Origin of the sequence: Nonomuraea sp. GTA35, assembly GCF_041950525.1 — a bacterium.
Taxonomy (GTDB): Bacteria; Actinomycetota; Actinomycetes; order Streptosporangiales; family Streptosporangiaceae; genus Nonomuraea.
The window spans coordinates 997245-1016230 of sequence record NZ_JBGNUV010000004.1; the positions used below are offsets into that span (position 1 = coordinate 997245).

General features: G+C 71.2%; 19 protein-coding genes. 13 read left to right on the top strand and 6 right to left on the bottom strand.

The features are described 5' to 3' along the window. Window positions 1-25 precede the first annotated feature (25 nt). Both ACBJ32_RS23025 and ACBJ32_RS23030 read left to right on the top strand, forming a co-directional pair. Window positions 26-907 (top strand): hypothetical protein, encoded by an 882-nt coding sequence (locus ACBJ32_RS23025; protein ID WP_375128422.1) that lies wholly within the window; start codon window positions 26-28, stop codon window positions 905-907. A 63-nt stretch (window positions 908-970) separates the two neighbouring features. Beyond that, the gene (locus ACBJ32_RS23030) at window positions 971-1240 is read left to right on the top strand and encodes a hypothetical protein (protein ID WP_375128423.1); all 270 of its coding nucleotides are present in this window, start codon (window positions 971-973) and stop codon (window positions 1238-1240) included. A gap of 78 nt (window positions 1241-1318) precedes the next feature. On the opposite strand, the gene galE is transcribed toward ACBJ32_RS23030, so the two are convergent. Further along, entirely contained in the window at window positions 1319-2296 is a 978-nt protein-coding gene (gene galE, locus ACBJ32_RS23035) for a UDP-glucose 4-epimerase GalE (RefSeq protein ID WP_375128424.1), read from the bottom strand. Window positions 2297-2644: 348 nt separating this feature from the next. On the opposite strand from galE, the gene ACBJ32_RS23040 reads away from it, so the two are divergent. The 3 genes from ACBJ32_RS23040 (at window position 2645) to ACBJ32_RS23050 (ending at window position 5070) form a co-directional block, all read left to right on the top strand. Further along, a complete protein-coding gene (locus ACBJ32_RS23040) occupies window positions 2645-4024 on the top strand; it encodes a glutamate--cysteine ligase (protein WP_375128425.1) in 1380 nt (459 codons plus the stop codon). 18 nt (window positions 4025-4042) lie between these two features. Further along, window positions 4043-4714: a neutral zinc metallopeptidase gene (locus ACBJ32_RS23045; RefSeq protein ID WP_375128426.1), complete on the top strand. Its 672-nt coding sequence runs from the start codon at window positions 4043-4045 to the stop codon at window positions 4712-4714. A 98-nt stretch (window positions 4715-4812) separates the two neighbouring features. After that, window positions 4813-5070 carry a WhiB family transcriptional regulator gene (locus tag ACBJ32_RS23050; protein WP_375128427.1) on the top strand — a complete coding sequence of 86 codons (258 nt, stop codon included), beginning with the start codon at window positions 4813-4815 and terminating at the stop codon, window positions 5068-5070. Between the two features lie 78 nt (window positions 5071-5148). On the opposite strand, the gene ACBJ32_RS23055 is transcribed toward ACBJ32_RS23050, so the two are convergent. Then, window positions 5149-8064: a LuxR C-terminal-related transcriptional regulator gene (locus tag ACBJ32_RS23055; protein ID WP_375128428.1), complete on the bottom strand. Its 2916-nt coding sequence runs from the start codon at window positions 8062-8064 to the stop codon at window positions 5149-5151. Window positions 8065-8282: 218 nt separating this feature from the next. Here ACBJ32_RS23055 and ACBJ32_RS23060 point away from each other — a divergent pair, with 218 nt between their 5' ends. The 7 genes from ACBJ32_RS23060 (at window position 8283) to ACBJ32_RS23090 (ending at window position 12849) form a co-directional block, all read left to right on the top strand. Then, the gene (locus ACBJ32_RS23060; protein WP_375128429.1) at window positions 8283-8639 is read left to right on the top strand and encodes a VOC family protein; all 357 of its coding nucleotides are present in this window, start codon (window positions 8283-8285) and stop codon (window positions 8637-8639) included. 133 nt (window positions 8640-8772) lie between these two features. Further along, window positions 8773-9384, top strand: coding sequence for a glyoxalase (locus ACBJ32_RS23065; RefSeq protein ID WP_375128430.1), 612 nt, complete (start codon window positions 8773-8775; stop codon window positions 9382-9384). A 71-nt stretch (window positions 9385-9455) separates the two neighbouring features. After that, complete coding sequence (locus ACBJ32_RS23070; RefSeq protein WP_357886418.1) at window positions 9456-9896, top strand: DUF1801 domain-containing protein; 441 nt, start codon at window positions 9456-9458, stop codon at window positions 9894-9896. A 197-nt stretch (window positions 9897-10093) separates the two neighbouring features. Continuing rightward, window positions 10094-11218, top strand: a complete 1125-nt coding sequence (locus ACBJ32_RS23075; protein ID WP_375128431.1) for an NAD(P)/FAD-dependent oxidoreductase — start codon at window positions 10094-10096, stop codon at window positions 11216-11218. Window positions 11219-11228: 10 nt separating this feature from the next. After that, window positions 11229-11948, top strand: a complete 720-nt coding sequence (locus ACBJ32_RS23080) for a CPBP family intramembrane glutamic endopeptidase (protein WP_375128432.1) — start codon at window positions 11229-11231, stop codon at window positions 11946-11948. A 266-nt stretch (window positions 11949-12214) separates the two neighbouring features. After that, on the top strand, window positions 12215-12439 hold the full coding sequence (locus tag ACBJ32_RS23085; protein WP_357886413.1) for a type II toxin-antitoxin system VapB family antitoxin: 225 nt from the start codon (window positions 12215-12217) through the stop codon (window positions 12437-12439). After that, on the top strand, window positions 12421-12849 hold the full coding sequence (locus tag ACBJ32_RS23090; protein WP_357886411.1) for a PIN domain-containing protein: 429 nt from the start codon (window positions 12421-12423) through the stop codon (window positions 12847-12849). The genes ACBJ32_RS23085 and ACBJ32_RS23090 overlap by 19 nt, the downstream gene beginning before the upstream one ends. 19 nt (window positions 12850-12868) lie before the next feature. Here the strand turns inward: ACBJ32_RS23090 and ACBJ32_RS23095 are convergent, their stop codons facing one another. Next, the gene (locus ACBJ32_RS23095) at window positions 12869-13588 is read right to left on the bottom strand and encodes a PIG-L deacetylase family protein (protein ID WP_375128433.1); all 720 of its coding nucleotides are present in this window, start codon (window positions 13586-13588) and stop codon (window positions 12869-12871) included. Between the two features lie 124 nt (window positions 13589-13712). On the opposite strand from ACBJ32_RS23095, the gene pcrA reads away from it, so the two are divergent. Beyond that, on the top strand, window positions 13713-15944 hold the full coding sequence (pcrA, locus tag ACBJ32_RS23100; RefSeq protein WP_357886467.1) for a DNA helicase PcrA: 2232 nt from the start codon (window positions 13713-13715) through the stop codon (window positions 15942-15944). Between the two features lie 51 nt (window positions 15945-15995). Here the strand turns inward: pcrA and ACBJ32_RS23105 are convergent, their stop codons facing one another. From ACBJ32_RS23105 to ACBJ32_RS23115, 3 genes are all read right to left on the bottom strand, one after another. Then, window positions 15996-16970, bottom strand: coding sequence for a L,D-transpeptidase (locus tag ACBJ32_RS23105; protein WP_375128434.1), 975 nt, complete (start codon window positions 16968-16970; stop codon window positions 15996-15998). 165 nt (window positions 16971-17135) lie between these two features. Further along, window positions 17136-17768 carry a response regulator transcription factor gene (locus ACBJ32_RS23110; protein ID WP_080043096.1) on the bottom strand — a complete coding sequence of 211 codons (633 nt, stop codon included), beginning with the start codon at window positions 17766-17768 and terminating at the stop codon, window positions 17136-17138. Continuing rightward, the gene (locus tag ACBJ32_RS23115) at window positions 17765-18973 is read right to left on the bottom strand and encodes a PspC domain-containing protein (protein WP_375128435.1); all 1209 of its coding nucleotides are present in this window, start codon (window positions 18971-18973) and stop codon (window positions 17765-17767) included. Before ACBJ32_RS23115 ends, ACBJ32_RS23110 begins: the two co-directional genes overlap by 4 nt. Window positions 18974-18986 lie beyond the last annotated feature (13 nt).

Here is an 18986-nt window from a genome sequence, read left to right on the forward strand (position 1 = left end):
CCCTCAACATCTGAAGGAAATCCGCATGAAGCGAATCCTGACGGGCGTGGCGTTAGCCACGACCGCCGCGTTGGTGACCGCCACGCCCGCGCTGGCCGCAGCGCCCAAGGACCCGGTGGTGGCCGTCAAGAAGCAGCTCGCCGCCGGCAAGGGCGTGAAGTTCACCGAGCGCACGACCGTGGACGACGGCAACGCTCGCCAGGTGTTCCTGCGCCGCTCGGGCACCCTCCAGTTCAGCAAGTCGGGGGTCGCCGCGTCCGACATCACCGGCAAGCTGAACATCTCGGCGAGCGACCTGCAGGGCCTCGACGAGAGCGGCGAGGACGCCGAGCTCGCCTCGATGCTGAAGGCCATGGCCCAGCCCGAGCGCACGATCAGGATCGGCACCACGTCGTACGTCTCGGGCAACATCTGGGCGACCCAGATGCCCGAGGGCAAGACCTGGTTCAAGGCCCCGAACGGCCCGACCGGCGGCCTCCTCGGCGCGTTCGGCCAGCCGCTGAACCTCGCCGAGCCCGCCACGCTCAAGACCCTGCTCAAGGGCGCCAAGGCCACCGGCAGCGGCTACGCGGGCAAGACGCTCGTCCGCGACCTGTGGAAGGCGTCGCCCTGGCTGCGCGCCACCTGGATGGACAAGCCCTCCGCCAAGACGCAGAAGGCCGCCATCAGCTGGCGGATCACCGTGAACAAGGCGGGCCTGCCCACCCGGCTCGTGACGACGTTCCCGATGTCCGCGCTCGGGGTCGGCGGCAAGGGCACCGTGAGCGTGGACACCGGCTACACCGGCTGGGGTTCCGCGGTGTCGATCAAGGCGCCGCCCGCGGAGGAGGTCACCTCCACGTTCAAGGACGGCGAGAGCGACATCTCCGAGACCCTCGACCTGCCGCTCGGCAGCATCGCCGGCTGACCTGATCGATCGAGTCCTCCTCCGCCGTCCGGCGGGGGAGGACTTTTTCGTTGCGGACATCGCATGAAGAAGGCGCCGGCGGCGGTGGCCGCCGCGACCCTGCGCGGCGCCGCGCCCGTGCAAGCGGCCGGCTTCGGCTCCGGACCCAAGGCGGGCACGCGGAAGGCGGGGAGCATGGGGCTACGCCTGCGCCGCCAGTCCGTACATCGCCATGGGAAGCAGGCGCTCCTGGAACCGCGCCGGGCGGGCACGGTGCCCCTGGACGAGGCCGCGTACGCGTACCGCGCCTTCCGCGCCGGCGGGCACCGTGGCCGATGGGTGCTCACGAGCTGATGCGGAGGTCAGCAGCTCACGAGATGCCACGTCCGGCGGCCGGGGCGACGGGGCCGCGGGCTTCCGGGACGCCGTCGCTCAGCCCAGCCGGGAGTCGCGGATGCCCGCCCACTCCAGCGAGTGCCTGATCCCCTCCTCGATCGAGTAGCGGGCCTGCCACCCCAGCAGGCGGTGGGCACGGTCGCTGCGGGTGTAGGCGCCCGCCACGTCGCCAGGGCGGGCCGGGGCCTCGACGACCTCGATCGGCTGCTCGACGACACGGTTGAACGCGTCGACCAGCTCGCGGACCGTGGTGCCCGCGCCGGTGCCCAGGTTGATCACGTCGGCCTCCAGCTCGTCGAAGCGCCGCAGCGCCGCCACGTGGGCGGTGGCCAGGTCCCAGACGTGGATGTAGTCGCGGATGCCGGTGCCGTCGCTGGTGGGCCACCCGGTGCCGGTGATCTGGAACGGGACGCCGTCCTCGTACGCCTCGATCATCTTGCCCAGGGCATGGCTGGGACGGCGGAGCTGCAGGCCCGTGCGCATCTGAGGGTCGGCGCCGATCGGGTTGAAGTAGCGCAGGGACAGGATCCTGATGGGCCGGCCGGTGGCGATGTCGGCGAACATGCCCTCGCAGACCGCCTTCGTCCGCGCGTACGGGCTCTGGGGGTCGAGCGGGGACTCCTCGTCCACCGTGTGGTCGGCGCCGGCGCGGTAGATCGACGCGGACGAGCTGAAGATCATCCGCGTGCAGCCGTTGCGGAGCAGGTGGTCGACGAACTCGAGGCTCTTGGTGACGTTCGCGCGGTAGTAGCCGATGGGGTCGGCCACGGAGTCGGGGACCACGATGAGAGCCGCGCAGTGGATGACGGCCTCGATATCCGGATTTTCGGCGAATATCTTGTCAATCAGCGGGCCGTCGCTGATATCTCCCTCATAGAACACCCGCCCGTCGGCGAACTCCCGCCGGCCCGTCACGAGGCTGTCCAGAATCACGGGATCGATCCCGGCGTCCAGGCACGCCGACGCGATCGTGCTGCCGATATAACCCGCCCCGCCAGTAATCAAAACGCGCATTCCTGAACCCTAGCCAGCCGCGACCATCGGTGTGAGCAGCCTGTGGATAACTTCGACGACGATGGCGGCGGGCGTGGCGGCGGGTGCGTGGTGTGGAGCCGAGACCGGATCGCCGGCGCTCCAGAGGGCCGCGTCCCCTGCCCCGCCGTCCGGGCGGCCCCGGCCCCGGTCCGGTTCAGGCGGCCCGTCGCGGGACGGAATCCTGTGGCGTTCGCACTATGGCTTAGTCGGCCTTTGCGTGCGACATTTCGTGCTATGGGCAGGGACGTGCCAGTGGTCGTGTTCAGCAGGGAAGACCGCCGGAAATATCGGGAAAAAGTACACCGATGCCTCGACGTCTTCGCTCAGATGCTGCGCGAATCGCGTTTCGAGTTCGAGAGCCCCCTGGCGGGCCTGGAGATCGAGCTCAACATCGTGGACTCGCGCGGCGAGGCGGCCATGCGCAACGCCCAGGTGCTCGCCGCGATCGCGCAGCCGGACTGGGCGACGGAGCTGGGCCAGTTCAACGTCGAGATCAACATCGAGCCCCAGGACCTGGCGGGCGACGGCGCGCTGCGCCTGGAGAACGACGTCAGGACCCGGCTCAACCACGCCGAGGAACGCGCCCGCTCCGAGGGCGGCCACCTGGTCCTGATCGGCATCCTGCCCACCCTGCGAGAGCAGGACATCGGCGAGGGCACGCTCTCCGCGAACCCGCGCTACCGCCTGCTCAACGAGCAGATCTTCGCGGCCAGGGGCGAGGACCTGCACCTGTCCATCGAGGGCGTCGAACACCTCGACACGCACGCCGACAGCGTCGCCCCCGAGGCGGCCTGCACCAGCGTGCAGCTCCATCTCCAGGTCAGCCCCGAGACGTTCGCCGCGCACTGGAACGCGGCCCAGGCCATCGCGGGCGCCCAGGTGGCGGTGGCGGCCAACTCGCCCTACCTGTTCGGCAGGGAACTGCACAGGGAGACCAGGATCGCGCTGTTCGAGCAGGCCACGGACACGCGGCCGGCGGAGTTGAAGGCGCAGGGCGTACGTCCCAGGGTGTGGTTCGGGGAGCGGTGGATCACGAGCGTGTTCGACCTGTTCGAGGAGAACGTCAGCTACTACCCGGCCCTGCTGCCCCTCTGCGACGGCGAGGACCCGCGCGCCGAGCTCGAACGCGGCCGCATCCCCCAGCTCCACGAGCTGACCCTGCACAACGGCACCGTCTACCGGTGGAACCGCCCCGTGTACGCGGTGGTGAACGGGGTGCCGCACCTGCGCGTGGAGAACCGCGTGCTGCCCGCCGGGCCCTCCGTGGCCGACATCGCGGCCAACGCCGCGTTCTACTACGGGTTGATGCGCGTGCTGCCGTACGACGAGCGGCCGATCTGGAGCCAGATGTCGTTCAAGGCCGCCGAGGACAACCTGGGGGCGGCGGCGCGGCACGGGCTGGACGCGCGGCTGTACTGGCCGGGGATGGGCGAGGTGCCGGCGTCCGAGCTGATCCTGCGGCGGCTGCTGCCCATGGCCCGGGACGGGCTGGCCATGTGGGGCGTGCACGGCCCGGTCGCGGACCGGCTGCTGTCCGTCATCGAGGGCCGCTGCCTGTCCGGCCGCACGGGAGCGAGCTGGCAGGTGGACCGGGTACGGGCGCAGGCCCGCTCCGGTGATGACCGGCACGAGGCGTTGCGGGGCATGACACTGGAGTACATCGAGCGCATGCACACCAACGAACCCGTACACACCTGGGACGTCTGAAGCCCATGACCTCTTCGGATGCGTGAAGCCGTGACCCGTGCCCTGCCCCCGCTCACCAGGCTGTTCGCCGGCCTGGCCGCCCTCCCCCTGGTGGCCGCCTGCGGCGTCGTCCGGTCGCCGTCCATGGACCGGCGGGGAGCCGACTCGTTCGAGGACGACGTCGTCACGGCACGCACGCTGACGGAGGAGTTCTGGAGCCGGCAGTTCCGGCAGCTCAGCCGCACGTACCGCCCCATCGGCGACTTCATCCCGTACTCGGGCGACGCCGGCCCGAGCTGCGGCGGCGAGCCCGCCGTCCCGAACAACGCCTTCTACTGCCCGCTCGGCCACTTCATCGCCTTCGACCAGGGCTGGTTGGAGGCGCTGTGGAACGAGATGGGCGACGGGTCGGTCTATGTCATCATCCCGCATGAGCTCGGGCACGCGGTGCAGGCGCAGCTCCGTACCGACTTCACGCTGAACGTCCAGATGGAGCTCCAGGCCGACTGCTACGCGGGCGGCGCCCTGTCCGCGCTGGTCGGCTCGGGCGCGCTGACGGCGGACGAAGGGGACGAGTACGAGCTGTTCGCGAGCCTGGCGGCGGCGGGCGACCCGACGGACGACTGGCTCGACCCGGCGGCCCACGAGACGGCGGAGCAACGGCAGGCGTCGTTCGTGCGGGGGTACCGGGGCGGGGTGGGGGCCTGCTGAGGGCGTACGAGCCTGGGTCCGGTCGAACCTGCGGTCGTATCGACAGGTCAGCCCGCAGGATGATGTAACCGATCATGACCTGGCTCTACCGTTGACCCATGGCACCGGAGGAGATCAGCTGGCTGCGCAGGGGCGCATGCAGATCCAGCGACCCCGACCTCTTCTTCCCCCTCGCGCCCACTCCCCTGCAGGAGTCCCGCGCCAAGGCGGTCTGCGCGACCTGCCAGGTGGTGGAGGAGTGCCGCTCCTACGCCTTACGCGCAGGCGAGGCGGAGGGCATCTGGGGTGGCCTGACCCCTGAGGAACGCCGCCGCACCCGCTTCCCGGAGGGCTGGCGCCGCCCAGCCGCCTCCTGACGCCGCCTGGCCCCGGACTGGCGGGGCCGGCCGGCCGTCGGGGCGAACATCACCGGCGAGAGGCCGTCAGGGCGGACGTCACCGGCGAGGGGCCATCGGGGCGAGGCCGAGGTCGGCGAGCACGGCCGCGCCGCGCTCGGCGTGGCCGCCGCCGGCCAGCACCATGGTGCGCGCCGACTGGTAACGGCAGCCGGCGGCCTCGAACGCGCCCGCCGTGGCGAGCAGCGCCTGCTCGTCGCCGTCGAGCAGGGCGGCGGTTCGCTCCACGATGGCGCCCGCGACGGGGTTGCCGGCCACGATGGTCCGGGCCTCCGCCAGGCAGTCGCGAGCGCCTGGGCTCCCGGCGAGCACGGCGGCCTCGGTGCGCAGCGCGACGTACCAGTGGTGCCAGATCCAGGTGACCCACTTCCACACCTGCCTGGGCTCGGGAGCCATCCGCTCCAGCGCCTCCGCGGCCTGCCCGCGGTGCAGCAGGAGCATCGCGTCGAAGATCGCCCCGTAGCCGTAGGCGTGTCCAGGAAGGGGGCCGAGCCGGTCCAGGGCCTCCCGCCATTCGCGCCGGCCGTCATGGTCGTCGCGCAGGCCGTGGACCATCGCCACGGCGGCCATCGCCCGCCCGAGGTACGACTGGGCGGGGCTGCCCGCCCGGTGCCACGCGTCGAGGAACCGGACGCTGCCGGCGAGCACCTCGTCCACGTTGCCCGCCAGCGCGTCGGCGACCAGCAGCCAGTTCGTGGCGCGATGACCGACCTCGACCAGCAACGGATGTTCGGCGAGCTGTCGTGCCCACCGGCGGGCCGCGGGCAGGTCGCCGGTGCCGAGGCCGGCCTCGGCGGCCTCGCCGAGCGCCTCGATCAGCTCGTGGGTGGTGGCCGGCGTATCGGGTGCGGACGTCAGCAGCGTGATCCGGCGCCGGGTCGTGGCGGCGGCGGCATACGTGTCGCCCGCCCAGCTCAGGGCTCCGGTCAGCACGTCCAGCGCGGTGGATTCGGCGAGCGGATCGCCCGTACGGTGGGTCAGTTCGACCGCCCGTTCCGCGCGCGCGATCGTCTCCGGCACGCAGTCGCCAGGTTCGCCCTGACCATCCCCGACGGCGTCGCCGGGCACCGGCCCGCCGCCCACGGCGTCACCGAGCGCCCGCCCGCCGTCCTCCCCATCGTTGAGCGCCCGTCCGCCGTCCACCGTGTCGCCCGGCGCCTGGCCGGCAGTGACCGCGGAGTGGAGCGTCCAGCCGGCCTCGGCCGTCGCCACCGCGGCCTGCGCGGCAGGATCGTCGCCGGCCAGCTCCCGCGCCTCGGCGATCAGCGCGAGCACCTCCTCAGGGGCCGGGAGCCGCACGAACGTGGTCGCGAACCGGAACGTGGCGGTGGCGGCCGCAGCCAGGTCGGCGGCGGCGCCGGCGGTGTCACCGGACCTGCGGGCGGCGTCCGCGGCCGCGCGGCCGAGGCGGAACATGTCATCGCCGCGCATCCGGCAGCCGGCCACGACGGCGGCGTGCCGGAGTGCCGGCGCGGCCGAGCCCGGGTCCTCGGCGAGCGCGGCCGCCTGCTCGTGGCGTCTCTGGGACTCGCCGACCAGATTGCGGGTGAAGGTCAGCCCGGCCAGGTTCCGGGCGAGCTCGTACGCCTCCGCGCGCCGCTCCGGCTGCTCGGCCGCCCACGCCAGGGCCGCGCGGAGATCGTTGGCCACCAGGTCGAACCCGGCCCGCCAGTTCTCCCGCACGACCGCCAGGCCGGCGGCCTTGGCCAGGCACCAGCGAAGGTGCCGGGACCGGATGTCGGCCAGCTCACCGGCCTCGGTGAGCCGTTCCGTCCCGTACTGGCGGATGGTCTCCAGCGCCCGGTACTCCGTGCCGCCCGGGGACGCCGACACCACCAGCAGGCTCTGCTCGGCGAGCCGGGCCAGGCCGTCGGTGACCAGGCCTTCGTCGTCCCCGGTCACCTCCGCCGCCGCGGCGGCCGTGAAAGGCGCCGCGAACACCGAGACCCGCCGCAGCAGCGCCCGGTCGGCCGGCTCCAGCAGGGCATGGCTCCAGTCCAGCGCCGCCCGCACCGAACGGTGCCGCTGATCGGCCCGGGAGCCGCCGGTGAGCATGCGGAGGGGGTGCGACAGGGCGGCGGTGATGCCGTCCAGCCCCAGCGTGGGATACCGGGCGGCGGCCAGCTCGATGGCCAGCGCCATGCCGTCGAGCCGCTCGCAGATCGCGGCGATCTGGTCGCGCAGTGCGGGATCCAGCGGCCAGCCGACCGCCGCCGCCCGCTCCATGAACAACGTGACCGCGTCCGACCCGCCGTCGGCGGGCAGCGACAGCGGCGGGACCGGATACACCCGCTCGAACGGCACCATCAGCCGGGCCCGGCTGGTCGCCAGCACGCTCACCCGGGGGCACGCCGCCAGCAGCCGCTCGAGAAACAGCGCCACCCCGTCCGCGACCTGCTCGCAGTTGTCCAGCACCAGCAGCGCATGGCGGTCGGCCAGCGCGGCGACCACGGACTCGGTCATGTCGCGGCCGGGCTGCTCGCCGAGGCCGAGCGCCCCGGCGACCGCGGTCGCGACCATGCCAGGGTCGGTGACCGGGACCAGGTCGACGAACCACACCCCGTCGGAGTAGTCGCCGGCCGCGTGCGCGGCCACGGCCAGCGCGAGCCGGGTCTTGCCGACTCCGCCGGGGCCGGCCGCGGTCACCTGGCGGTGCGTCTTCATCATCTCGGCCAGCTCGGCCCGCTCGTTCACTCTGCCGATGAACGAGGTCAGCAGCGACGGCAGCACCGGCGCCGGGCGGGACGGGGCGGCGCCGGCCGCCGGCTCGGGTGCCCGCTGGGCGAGCGCCCGCCGGTCCGGCACGTCCAGCTTGCGCAGGAGGGAGGAGACGTGGCTCTCCACGGTACGCACCGAGATGGACAGCCGGGCGGCGATCTCGGCGTTGCTCAGATGCGCGCCGACCAGTTCCAGTACCTCGGCTTCACGGGGCGAGATGTCCACTGCTGCCAACACTGTCCCAGTCTGCCCTATCCCCTGCGTAGTGCCCATCCGTGACGGCCACCGTGCGCGGTCCGTGGTGTCGGTCCGTGGTGTCGATCCGTGGAGGGATTCCGTGGCCGCCACGGATGTGGGCCGCCAGGGCCGGACGCGAAGCTATGAGCACCTTCCCAGCGGGTCGACGCGACCCACGACCACCGGGTCGATGCGACCCCCGACCACGAGGAGCGACCGTGACCGGCTCTTCCACCCAGGGCATCAAGACCGTCCTGCACCCCGTGTCCGACCTGGCCAGGGCCAAGGCGGTGTACGCGGCCCTGCTCGGCATCGCGCCGCAGGTCGACACGGCCTACTACGTCGGCTTCGAGGCCGAGGGGCAGCACATCGGGCTGGTGCCGGGCGGTGGGCCGCAGGGCATGACCTCGCCGGTGGCCTACTGGCACGTGCACGACATCGAGGCGACGCTGGCCGAGATGACCGCCGCGGGCGGCACCGTGAAGGAGGCCGTGCACGAGGTCGGCGCCGGCCGCGTGGTGGCCACCGTCGTGGACCTCGACGGCAACGTCCTCGGCCTGCTGCAGGACCGCTGAGCGCCGCCGGAAGGCAACGCCCCGGCCTCCTGCCGGGCGGCGACGTCCTCCCCCTCCCGCCGGACCGGTGAACGCCGCCGATCCGCCTGCCCGACCGATCGACCGCTTCCGTCCACTCTGACAAGGATCCGCCATGACCTCCTTCGCATCCGTGACCCTGGAAGTTCCCGACCCCGCCGCCGCGCAGGCCTTCTACCAGGCCTTCGGCCTGGACCCCTACGTCCGCGTACGCACCTCGGACGCGCCGACGACCGGCTTCCGCGGGTTCGCCCTGTCGCTCGTGGTGTCCCAGCCGGGCAACGTCGACGCCCTCATCGCCGCCGCCCTCGACGCAGGCGCCACCACGCTGAAGCCGGCCACGAAGAGCTTCTGGGGGTACGGCGGCGTCGTCCGCGCCCCGGACGGGACGATCTGCAAGGTCGCCACCTCGAACAAGAAGGACTCAGGGCCCGCCACCCGGCACATCGACCAGGTCGCGCTCCTGCTGGGGGTGGCGGACGTCAAGGCGAGCAAGCGCTTCTACGTCGAGCGTGGCCTGGCCGTCGGGAAGAGCTTCGGCGGCAAGTACGTCGAGTTCGACACCCCGTCCACGGACGTCAAGCTGGCGCTCTACCCGCGCCGAGCCCTCGCCAAGGACACCGGCGTCGCCCAGGAGGGCACCGGATCGCACCGGATCGTCCTCGGCGGCGACACCGGCCCCTTCACCGACCTGGACGGGTTCGTCTGGGAGAGCGCATCCGCCTGAGACAGGCCGAGGGGTCATCCCCTCACACGACTTCGAACACCCGAGAACATCCGCAGAAGGAGAAGACTGCCATGAGCACCACGTACCAGGGATTCACGGCCGAGGAGCGGGCCGCGATGAAGGAGCACGCCCAGGACCAGAAGAAGGCGGCGCGCCGCGGCTCCCCCGCGGACAAGGCGGCGGAGGCGGCCCGGGACGTGCTCGCGAAGATCGCTGAGATGCAGGACTCCGATCGGGTCATGGCCGAGCGCGTCCACGCCGTCATCCTGGAGAGCGCCCCGGCCCTGGCGCCGAAGCTCTGGTACGGGATGCCCGCCTACGCACTGAACGGCAAGATCGTCTGCCATTTCCAGCCCGCGACGAAGTTCAAGACGCGTTACGCGACCCTCGGGTTCAGCGACCAGGCGAGCCTGGACGACGGCACGATGTGGCCGGCCGCCTTCGCCCTGACCGAGGTGACGCCCGAGGTGGAGGCGCGGATCAGCGAGCTGGTCAAGCGGGCGGTGAGCTGAGACCCGCCCGGCGGCGCCGCGGCCACGTGCTCGCGAAGGCGGCGGGAAGCGCTCCGCACGGAACGGGCGCGCATGCCGCCGGGGGGACGCCGTCCGGGGCGCGACGGTGGCGAAATCCAGGCCTTTCCGTGCAGCTCTGTGGAGGTACCGTGCAAAGCATCGCGTGGGCCCGGGCCTCCCGCCTAGCGTCGCCAGATATGCGAAGAGTGGACGTACTGGTCGTGGGTGCGGGCCTGGCCGGTCTGCGTACGGCGGGCCTGCTCGCGGGCCGCGGGCTGGACGTGATGGTGGTCGATCGCCGCAGGTCGCTGTCGGCGGGCATCCGCACCACGGGGATCTTCGTGCGGCGCACCCTGGACGACTTCGACCTGCCGGATCACCTGCTCGGGCCCGGCATCCGCGACGTGCTGCTGTATCCGCCGTCGAGGCGGGCGCCGATCCGGCTCACCAGCGACCGCGTCGAGTACCGCGTGGCGGACATGGCGGCCGTCTACCGGCACGCGCGCCGCGAGGCGGAGTCGGCGGGGGCTCAGGTCGTCCTGGGCGTCCGGTACGCCGGCGCCTCGGCGGGCCTGGTGCGGCTGGCGGGCGCCGAGCCGGTGACGGCCCGGTTCATCGTCGGCGCGGACGGCGCCCGTTCCCGGGTGGCGCGCGATCTCGGCCTCGACCTCAACCGGCGTTTCATCGTCGGCGCCGAGCTCGTCCACCCGATCGCGCCGGGCACGACCACCCCGGCGTTCCACTGCGTGCTGGATCCGCGGATCGCTCCCGGGTACCTGGGGTGGGCCGTGGACGACGGCCGGCACGCGCACGTCGGCGTCGCGGGCGATCCGGGCGCCATGCGGAGCGGCATCCGCCACCTGCTGGACGCCTTCGCCACGGACGCTCCCGGTCACGCGCCGCCGGCCGGTCCGGTCGAGCGTCGCGGTGGCCCCATTCCGGTGGGCGGTGTGCTGCGACGGCTGGCGTGCCCGGCCGGGCTGCTCGTCGGGGACGCCGCGGGTGCGGTGTCGCCGCTGACGGCCGGCGGGCTGGACCCGTGCCTGCGCATGTCCGACCTGGCCGCGGCGGTCACGGCCGGGTACCTGCGCACGGGCGACCGGAGCCTGCTGGACCGCTACGACGGGAACGCGTTGAGAGCCCGCTTCCGCGGCCGCCTGCTGCTGCGCCGCGCGTTCGCCGGCATCCGCTCCCCCGCCGCGGCGGAGGCCGCGATCACCGTGCTGCGCAGCCGTGCCGGCCGGGCCCTGGCGGCGCGGGTCCTGTTCGGTGACGGCTCGTTCCCCGACGTTCCGATCGAGCCGGTGCCGAGCGGGACGTAGCCTTGCAAGGGTGCTGCTGCGCTCGATCGCCGTCCTCACCGCCGCCAACGTCCTGAACAACAAGATCGCCCCTCGGCTGGGCCCCTTGACCTCCACCGTCGCCACGGCCGCGCTGGTCGCGATGGCGCGCAGGTCCGGCGTGTCCTGGCAGGAGCTCGGGTTCGAGCACGGCCGGCGCGGCGCCGTGGCCGGTGGCGTGCTGGCGGCTGCGGTGGCCGGGGTCTACGCGGCCGGCATCGCCCTGCCCCGCACCAGGCCGCTCTTCCACGACGACCGCGCCCTGTCTCTCTCCCGCGCCCGTGTCCTGGAGGAGGCGCTGCTCCAGGTCCCGCTCGGCACGGTCCTGCTGGAGGAGGTGGGTTTCCGTGGCGCGCTGTACGGGATGCTGCGCCGTCGCCACGGTACGGCCGCGGCCACGGCGGTCTCCTCCGCCCTGTTCGGCCTCTGGCACATCCTGCCGGCGATCGACATGGCGCGCGCCAACCCCGCTCTCGGCGCCGCCCTGACCGCGGGCGAGTCCCCTGGGCATCTGGACACCGCGCGGGTCGTGGCGGGGAGCGTGGTGTCCACGGCGGCGGCCGGGGTGCTGTTCTGCGAGCTGCGCCGCCGCCGCGGCCTCGTGACCCCCGTCATGCTGCACCTGGCCACCAACTCTCTCGGCTACGCCTTCGCGCGGATCGCGGCCAAGCTGCCGGCCCCGGGCCCGCGAAATCTCTCCCACCCGAAATGAGCGTTCCGTCCCGCCCGGCCCAGGATTGCGAACACGAAACGTAAGCACCACGCCCGATCCGGTGGATCATTCGACCGGCGCGGGATGAAGGTTTTCGCCCCGCGGCATCGTTTTCTCCCCCTGCCTCCGTACCGGGCCGTGGCCTGCGACGCCGCAGGCCTTACCGTCTCCGAGGCGCCTCATTTCAAGGCCGCGCCTCCTTGAGATGTGCGCCTGCCCCGTAGAGCGCAATTCTCGTCAAGCCGGAGGTACGGAGGTGGTGCTGCATGCGTACGGTAATCGACATCGACAAGGAGCTCCTGGAAGCGGCCCAGCAAACGCTGGGTACGCCGACCATGAGAGAAACGGTCCACGCCGCGCTGCGAGCGGTCGTGGACAGGGACGCGGAAAGAGCGTGTGCGATCAGGGCGTTCGAGTTCTGGCGCACGGAGGGGAGCCCGGATCTGCTGGATCCGGAGATCACGAAGCATGCGTGGCAACGACAGGACTGATGTACCTCCTCGACAGGAGCGCCCTGGCCCGCATCCGCGTCAGCGAGGTGATCGCCAGGGCGCTGCAGCCGCTCTTCGCCGCGCGGGCGGTGGCGACCTGCAGCGTCATCGACCTGGAGGTGCTCTACAGCGCCCGCGACTACGCCCACTACCAGCGCATCCTGCACGCCCAGCGCCAGTGCGTCCTGCTCCCCGTGGACCAGGAGGTGCAGGCCCGCGCCATGGCCGTGCAGCGGCAGCTCGTGGAGATCTCCCAGCACCGCGGCATCGGCCCGAACGAGCTGCTGATCGCCGCCTGCGCCGAGGTGCACGGGGCGACGATCCTGCACTACGGGCACTCCTTCGACATCATCTCGGAGGTGACGGGGCAGCCCTCGCTGTGGGTGGTGCCGCCCGGCTCGGTGCCGTAGCCCCAGGAGCCACGCGAGCTCAGGCCGTCGGGACCACCTGGAAGCCCTCCGCGTAGCGGCCCTCGCCGAACCCGGCCTGCTCGGCCCAGGCGGCGAAGCGGCTCCTGACGAAGTCGGTGAAGCCTTCCACGTGCGCGACCTGGCTCACATGCGACTGCAAGGCCGCGAGCTTGCGGTCCATGGACTCGGTGATGTCCACCCAATGGTTGGGCGTGGAGCCGCCGTTCAACCACACCTCACGTACGGTCCACGCCTCCAGCCCCTCCTCCTTGATCAGCTCCGGGAACGCGTACGGATTGCGCGCGTCCGGATAGACCGCGTCCAGGGTCGCGCCGCCCACGGCACGGTGGTCAGGGTGGCTGGGGGCGATGAACTGGTAGTTGCGGTCGGGGTGGTGGGTGATGACCAGATCCGGCCTGACCTGGCGGATCACTCTGGCGATGGCCCGCCTGAGCTCCAGCGAGGGCACCACCTGGCCGTCGGAGTAACCGAGGAAGCGCACGTCCGTCACGCCGACCGCCTTGGCGGCGGCCAGTTGCTCGGTCCTGCGCAGCTCCGCCATGCCGGAATTGTCCAGGGTGCGCTCGTTGCCGCCCGCGTCACCGTCCGTGACAAGCAGGTACGTGACCTCCACGCCCCTGTCCACGAACAGTGCCACGCTTCCCGCGGCGCCGAAGTCGGCGTCGTCGGGGTGGGCGGTCACGACGAGTACGCGGTTGATCTCGGTCTCCGGCAGCATGGCTCCCCTTTCGGTCCGTACGTGGAGGACAACCGGAACCCCTCCGGCGGCATTCCGGGCGCCGATTGTCGGTGGAGCGTCTTAACCTAGGTGGGTGCCGACCCAAGTCTCTGTTGACCACCCGTTGCTCGATGGCCTCAACCCGCAGCAGCGTGAGGCCGTGATCCATCATGGCAGTCCGCTGCTCATCGTGGCCGGAGCGGGGTCGGGCAAGACCCGGGTGCTCACGCACCGCATCGCCTACCTGCTGGCCGAGCGCGAGGCGCATCCGGGCGAGATCCTGGCGATCACCTTCACCAACAAGGCCGCCAGGGAGATGAAGGAGCGCATCGACAAGCTCGTCGGGCCGCGCTCCAAGGCGATGTGGGTGATGACGTTCCACAGCGCCTGCATGCGCATCCTGCGGCGCGAGGCCAAGCGGCTGGGCTTCCCGTCCAGCTTCTCGATCTACGACCAGGCCGACTCGCAGCGGCTGATGGCCATGGTCTGCAGGGAGATGGAGCTCGACCCGAAGCGTTACCCGCCGCGCTCGTTCTCGGCGCAGGTCAGCAACTTCAAGAACGAGCTGATCGACTACGAGACGGCGATCGAGCGGGCGGGCTCGCACCTGGAGAAGACGCTCGCGCAGGCGTACAAGGCCTACCAGCTCAAGCTGACCGAGGCCGGCGCGATGGACTTCGACGACATCATCATGAACACGGTGACGTTGTTCCAGCTCTTCCCCGACGTGGCCGAGCACTACCGGATGCGGTTCAGGCACGTGCTGGTCGACGAGTACCAGGACACCAACCACGCCCAGTACATCCTGATCAGGGAGCTGGTCGGGCACCCCGAGCTGCGCACGAACGACGGCGAGCTGGTGCGCTCGGGCGCCGACATGTCGGAATTGTGCGTGGTGGGCGACGCCGACCAGTCCATCTACGCCTTCCGCGGCGCGACGATCCGCAACATCCTGGAGTTCGAGCGCGACTACCCCGACGCCCGCACGATCCTGCTGGAGCAGAACTACCGCTCCACGCAGAACATCCTGGCCGCCGCCAACGCCGTGATCGCGCGCAACGAGTCGCGCAAGCCCAAGAACCTCTGGTCCGACCAGGGCGACGGCCCCAAGATCGTGGGGTATGTCGCCGACAACGAGCACGACGAGGCCATGTTCGTGGCCCAGGAGGTCGACCGGCTCAGCGACGAGGAGGGCGTCAAGCCGGGCGACGTGGCGGTCTTCTACCGCACCAACGCCGCCTCCCGCGTGTTCGAGGAGATCTTCATCCGCACCGGGCTGCCGTACAAGGTGGTCGGGGGCGTGCGCTTCTACGAGCGCAAGGAGGTCAAGGACCTGCTGGCCTACCTGCGGGTGCTGGCCAACCCGGCCGACGTGGTGTCGCTGCGGCGCATCCTGAACGTGCCCAAGCGCGGCATCGGCGAGCGGGCCGAGGCCATGATCGAGGCGCTGTCCTCGCGCGAGGGCATCACCTTCTGGGACGCGCTGCGCCGGGCCGACGAGGCGTACGGCATGGCCACGCGCTCGCTCAACGCGGTCAAGGAGTTCGTCGCGCTGGTCGAGGAGCTGATCGCCAAGGGCGAGGGGGTGCCGCCGTCGGCGCTGGCCGAGGAGGTGCTGGTGGCCACCGGCTACCGCGCCGAGCTGGAGGCGTCGGAGGACCCGCAGGACGAGTCCCGCCTGGAGAACCTCAACGAGCTCGTCTCCGTGGCCTCCGAGTTCGAGGAGGCCAATCCGGAGGGCACGCTGGTGGAGTTCCTGGAGCAGGTGTCGCTGGTGGCCGACGCCGACCAGATCCCCGACACCGACGGCGGGCAGGGGGTCGTCACCTTGATGACCCTGCACACGGCCAAGGGGCTGGAGTTCCCGGTCGTGTTCCTGACGGCCATGGAGGACGGCGTGTTCCCGCACGTCCGCTCGCTGGGCGAGCCCAAGGAGCTGGAGGAGGAGCGGCGGCTGGCCTACGTCGGCATCACCAGGGCGCAGCAGCGGCTCTACCTCACGCGGGCGGCCGTGCGCAGTTCCTGGGGCGCGCCGTCGTTCAACCCCGCCTCCCGTTTCGTGAACGAGGTGCCGGGCCAGCTCATGGAGTGGCGCACCGACCCGGAGAAGTCGGCCTGGAGCGCGGCCACGCGGCGCGAGCCCGCCCGCCCCGCCACCCCCGCCAAGAGCGCCTCGGGCGGCGGGCGCAAGGTGCCCTCGCTGGCGCCCGGCGACCGGGTCTCGCACGACGCGTTCGGGCTCGGCACGGTGGTGTCCGTGGACGGGGTCGCGGAGAAGACCAAGGTCAAGATCGATTTCGGCAGCGGCGGGGAGAAGACGCTGCTGCTGGCGTACGCGCCGCTGGAGAAGCTCTAGAACGGCCGAGGGCCGCTCACCCCGTGAGCGGCCCTCGGCGTTCCCGAAGGGTCAGCCCTTCAGCGCGCTGCCCTTCCTCCACTGGCTGTAGCTGAGCTGCCAGTAGCTCCAGCCGTTGTTCCACTGGAGCTTGCGCTTGGTGCCGGTGATCTTCACGACGTCGCCGCGCTGGGCGATCGTGTAGAACCACTTGGCCCCGGCCGGGGTGGCGCGGACGCAGCCGTGGCTCTGGTTGGAGCGGCCGAGGTACTGGTAGTAGCCGGCGCTCTGGTGGACGTACTCACCGCTGTCGGAGATGCGCACCGCCCACGGGATCTCCTCCTTGTAGTAGCGCGGGTCCTTGGGGTCCGTCACGCCCATCCAGGAGGAGGTCATGGTCTCCACGGCCTTCTTGCCCATGGTCAGGTGCACGCCGCTGGTGGTCAGGTAGACGTCCACGCCGTTCCTGATCAGGCCGCCCTTGCCGGCGCTGATCGGGATCTTCTTGGCCAGCTTCCCGTTCCGGTACACCTTCATCTGGTGCTTGCGGGTGTCGACCACGGAGATGTTCTTCGCGCCGACGGCGAACCTGCGGGAGACGTTCTTGGCGCCGGTGTTGCCGGGCAGTTCCGACAGCCGCGCCGTGAAGAGCACCTTCTGGTACGGCTTCCAGTACGTCTTCGTCCGGTAGATCACCTTGCGGGCGGACACCCAGCGCCACGCGCCCTCGTGCGCCTCCTCGGACTCGACGCCCAGCACCGCCTCGACGGCCGCCTTGTCCTTCACGTCCCGGTCGAAGGTGACGATGATCGGGAACCCGACCCCCACCTTCTCGGTCTTCTCCCCCATGGGAGTGATGTCGGCGATGCCGACCTTGATCTTCTTCCCGGAAGAAGCCGGGGTGGGCGACGGCGTGGGAGCCACTGCGGCGGCAGCGGGAACGGTGGTGACCTGGGCCGTGGCCTGGGGGACGGGGGCGCTCTCCGCCGCGCACGCTGTCGCGGCGATCAGTGCGACCAGTGCCGGAAGCATCCGGGTGACGCGCATCAAGGGGTTACTCCTGGACTTTGTGCTTCGACTACCTCCTTGTGTGACAACTGTGAGCGGTGATTCGTGCGCGAAATGCTGATAACTATCCTGTAACGGTCCAAAAACCCGCATAAGCGGGCAACTTTGGGCGCGCGTAACGGCGGCCGAGCAGCGCGTGAAAGCTCAGACGAGCCGGCGCGCGGTCGCCCAGCGGGACAGCTCGTGGCGGTTGGAGAGCTGCAGCTTGCGCAGCACCGACGAGACATGCGTCTCCACCGTCTTGACGGAGATGAACAGCTCCTTGGCGATCTCCTTGTACGCGTACCCCCGGGCGATCAGCCGCAGCACCTCACGCTCCCGCTGCGTCAGCGAGTCGAGCTCGGGGTCGATCGACGGCGCCTCCGACGAGGCGAACGCGTCGAGCACGAAGCCCGCCAGCCGCGGCGAGAACACCGCGTCCCCCTCGGCCACCCGGTTGATGGCGTCCGTCAGCTCCTTGCCGCTGATGTTCTTGGTCACGTAGCCGCGGGCCCCGCCCCTGATGACGCCGATGACGTCCTCGGCCGCGTCGGAGACCGACAGCGCCAGGAACCGCACCTGCGAGCCGGAGCCCAGGACCCGGCGCAGCACCTCCTGGCCGCCGCCCCCAGGCATGTGCACGTCGAGCAGGACCACGTCGGGCTGGTGCGCGGCGATGGCCTGGACCGCCGTCTCCACGTCCTCGGCCTCGCCGACGACCTCGATGGAGTCGCCCAGCTCGGCGCGCACGCCCGATCGGAACAACCGGTGGTCATCGACGATCAGTACGCGCGTCATGCCTTCTCCACCTTCATCGTCAACATCACTTCCGTGCCCTCACCGGGCTCGGTACGCACCCGGGCCGTACCTCCGTGACGTTCCATTCTCCCGATGATGGACTCCCTGATCCCCATCCTGTCGAGCGGCACCGCCTCGAGGTCGAACCCCTTGCCCCGATCCTTCACGAAAATCGTGACTTCTTCACCCTCTACCTCCGCATAAACGGAAATAGAGGGACTCTCAGAGTATTTGGCCGCGTTCACCATCGCCTGCCTGGACGCCTTCAGCATCGCCGCCAGCTTGCCGGACGCGTCGAGCGCGATGTCGCCGACGCAGACGACCTCGATGGGCACGCCGTGCGCGTCCTCCTCCTCGGCGGCGATCCTGCGTACGGCGGCCGCCACCGTGGCGTCGGCGTCCTGCTTCGGCTGGTAGAGCCAGTTGCGCAGCTCGCGCTCCTGGGAGCGGGCCAGGCGGGAGACCTCGCGCGGGTCGTTCGCGACGCGCTGGATCAGGGTGAGCGTGTGCAGCACCGAGTCGTGCACCATGGCGGCCACCTCGGCCCGCTCCTCCTGCCTGATGCGCTCGCGCCGCTCCAGTTGCAGCTCTTTCCACAGGCCGGCAAGCCACGGCGCGGCGATGACCAGCAAGCCGCCGACCACCACGACCGTGAACAGCAGGCTGTCCCTGATCTGGGGCAGCTCGCCCTCCGCGGCCAGGAAGCCGGTCGCGCCGACCACGACCAGGATGATGCCGAGCAGCGTGCGCACGCTGTTCTTGCTGATGCTGCGCGAGGCTCCGCTCACCCAGCTGCTGCGGCGTTCGGGGTCTGCCTGCTGCCACAGGATCAGCGCGCCGATCCCGCCCACCGCGAACGGCAACATGCCGATGCCGCCCTGGTTGGCCCCGGTCAGCCAGCCGAACGAGAACAGCGCCGCCCCGATCGCGCTGAACGCGGCGAGCTGGCTCCAGTCGCGCTGCGGCGCCTGCCCCTGGTACGGCTGGCGCGGCGTCACCATCCACAACACCGCGTACGCCACCGCGCCGGCCCCCTGGGGGACGGTGAGCAGCACGAACATCAGCCTGATCACCACCGGATCAAGCTTGAGCTGCGCCGCCAGCCCCTGGGCGACACCGCCGAGCAGGCGCCCCTCCATGGGGCGCATCATCCGGCGGTAGGGCTTGTCGCCGCTCTGCTCGGCGAGTGTCTTCTGGTCAGCCATAACATGGCCATGG

Coding starts and splice junctions, on each gene's coding strand:
- ACBJ32_RS23025 (WP_375128422.1), top strand. CDS start 26: ATGAAGCGAATCCTGACGGGCGTGGCGTTAGCCACGACCGCCGCGTTG.
- ACBJ32_RS23030 (WP_375128423.1), top strand. CDS start 971: ATGAAGAAGGCGCCGGCGGCGGTGGCCGCCGCGACCCTGCGCGGCGCC.
- galE (WP_375128424.1), bottom strand. CDS start 2,296: ATGCGCGTTTTGATTACTGGCGGGGCGGGTTATATCGGCAGCACGATC.
- ACBJ32_RS23040 (WP_375128425.1), top strand. CDS start 2,645: ATGCTGCGCGAATCGCGTTTCGAGTTCGAGAGCCCCCTGGCGGGCCTG.
- ACBJ32_RS23045 (WP_375128426.1), top strand. CDS start 4,043: ATGCGTGAAGCCGTGACCCGTGCCCTGCCCCCGCTCACCAGGCTGTTC.
- ACBJ32_RS23050 (WP_375128427.1), top strand. CDS start 4,813: ATGGCACCGGAGGAGATCAGCTGGCTGCGCAGGGGCGCATGCAGATCC.
- ACBJ32_RS23065 (WP_375128430.1), top strand. CDS start 8,773: ATGACCTCCTTCGCATCCGTGACCCTGGAAGTTCCCGACCCCGCCGCC.
- ACBJ32_RS23070 (WP_357886418.1), top strand. CDS start 9,456: ATGAGCACCACGTACCAGGGATTCACGGCCGAGGAGCGGGCCGCGATG.
- ACBJ32_RS23075 (WP_375128431.1), top strand. CDS start 10,094: ATGCGAAGAGTGGACGTACTGGTCGTGGGTGCGGGCCTGGCCGGTCTG.
- ACBJ32_RS23085 (WP_357886413.1), top strand. CDS start 12,215: ATGCGTACGGTAATCGACATCGACAAGGAGCTCCTGGAAGCGGCCCAG.
- ACBJ32_RS23095 (WP_375128433.1), bottom strand. CDS start 13,588: ATGCTGCCGGAGACCGAGATCAACCGCGTACTCGTCGTGACCGCCCAC.
- ACBJ32_RS23105 (WP_375128434.1), bottom strand. CDS start 16,970: ATGCGCGTCACCCGGATGCTTCCGGCACTGGTCGCACTGATCGCCGCG.
- ACBJ32_RS23110 (WP_080043096.1), bottom strand. CDS start 17,768: ATGACGCGCGTACTGATCGTCGATGACCACCGGTTGTTCCGATCGGGC.
- ACBJ32_RS23115 (WP_375128435.1), bottom strand. CDS start 18,973: ATGGCTGACCAGAAGACACTCGCCGAGCAGAGCGGCGACAAGCCCTAC.